Raw genomic sequence first — 1555 nt, 5'->3', positions numbered from 1 at the left:
GTACTGGATGAGTGGCTAGTTTGCTCAGCAGACGCGATGCGTGCCGTAAGTATGATGTGTCTCCTATTAGTCACCAGGTTCTCCGCAACTTTCTCGCCAAGGCCCGGCGTACCGGAGTCAACGGAGAGTTGCGACCGCCCATGCGAGCTCTTAATCGGCCCGTCGAGGAATGAAATTTAGCACTTGACCCAGGAAATCAACTGCAGACTCGCAGCTTCGGGTGCTGATTTCCGCCACCAAAAACTCAGAAAACGCAGCAATGCTGCGGGTGCCCGAAAAAGCTTCACGAAGATCGCGCGTGCGCCCTGCTCAATAGGGGCCAGTGCGCCATCGATGCGTTGACGAGTTCCGCGCTGCCCTGCGAAAGAGTGTGCGGCACGGTCGCAGAATGACAATCAACATCAGTTGGGCAGCGCTTCCAAGCCTGCCGGAACAATTCTCAAGGGGAATGACTGAGGGATTCGAGAGTACTTATTTCCGGGGCACACGCGCCCAGCCGCTTGCCGACGGGGCGATCACCGGCGGCGTCAGGAAAGACCTGAGACACTGTTGCATTCCGGCCGGCCACTAGGCTTTCTCCTGGGTCATCGACACCAGAGATCGGCTCTGGGAGTTGACGGCTCAAGCCCATGTGGACCTGACGAGCGGGCGGCAATGCCCGGTGAGTGTCGGAAATAAGCGGAAGTCGGGGTTGGTTTGCAGAATTCCTGCAATCGCCACTCGGGTATCGCGGCCTTTGCGCTTCGGTTTCTGCATATATTTGCTCTTCTTCCCCAAAAGAGAATGAGCAGCATCATGGGAAATGCAAAGCGAGCCCCAGAATCAGCAAGCCGTGAGCACCTTGAGTGCGTGCAGGGCCAAATTGGCTTTGCTCGACGTACGCCCGACGAGAAGGGTCAGGCAACTACCCCGACGCCTGGATATGACTTTCCGAAAGTCATCCACGATGTCACGGTTCGCAACGCGCGGCCGATCGCAGACGAGTTGTCGCTCGAGAAGGAGGGCTTCGTTCTCGTTCAGCAGAAGCTATCCTGTCTGAATGAACGCGATCCAGACATCCTGCGCAAGAAGTATATGGAGGAGATGGTTCCATTCATCAAGGATTACTTCAAGGCCTCGTGGGTGCAGACCGTGGACCTTGGCGGTGTCACTATTCGCTCCCTCGGCGGGAACTCCTTCTCCCGGCCCGCGAACGAGACCAAGTTTAGTGTGAGAGCCCACGGAGCTGGGCACGCTCATATTGATTACTCGCCGGTCGGTGGACCCATGATTGCTGCGAGGGACAGTCAACTGCAGGGGATCGAGATTCGGCCGTATTCCCGCTTGATGATCATCCAAGCGTGGCAGGCGGTTTCACCGCCTCCGCAGGATTTCCCCTTGGCGTTCTGCGATGCCTCCTCCATTGAAGATGCTGATCTTCTTGACACTTACTATCGATCCCCCCATGGCGTCACGCACAAGTCCTGGGTTCTTCGCCACAACCCGTCCCACCGCTGGTACTACGTGCCCGACCTGACGCGAGACGAGTTCTTTCTGTTCAAGGGCTATGATTCCG

1 protein-coding gene is annotated in these 1555 nt (G+C 57.2%); it reads left to right on the top strand.

Annotated elements, in window-relative coordinates; all coding sequences use genetic code 11:
• Positions 1-783: 783 nt before the first annotated feature.
• Positions 784-1555, top strand: a 772-nt coding sequence (locus HNE04_RS27795; protein ID WP_172227139.1) for a CmcJ/NvfI family oxidoreductase, incomplete at its 3' end; no start/stop codon positions are given.

This window comes from Caenimonas soli (assembly GCF_013155545.1).
GTDB classification, from domain to species: Bacteria; Pseudomonadota; Gammaproteobacteria; order Burkholderiales; family Burkholderiaceae_C; genus Ramlibacter; species Ramlibacter soli.
The sequence above is the reverse complement of the archived record's forward strand: the minus strand, read 5'-3'. Positions and strand labels throughout refer to the sequence as shown.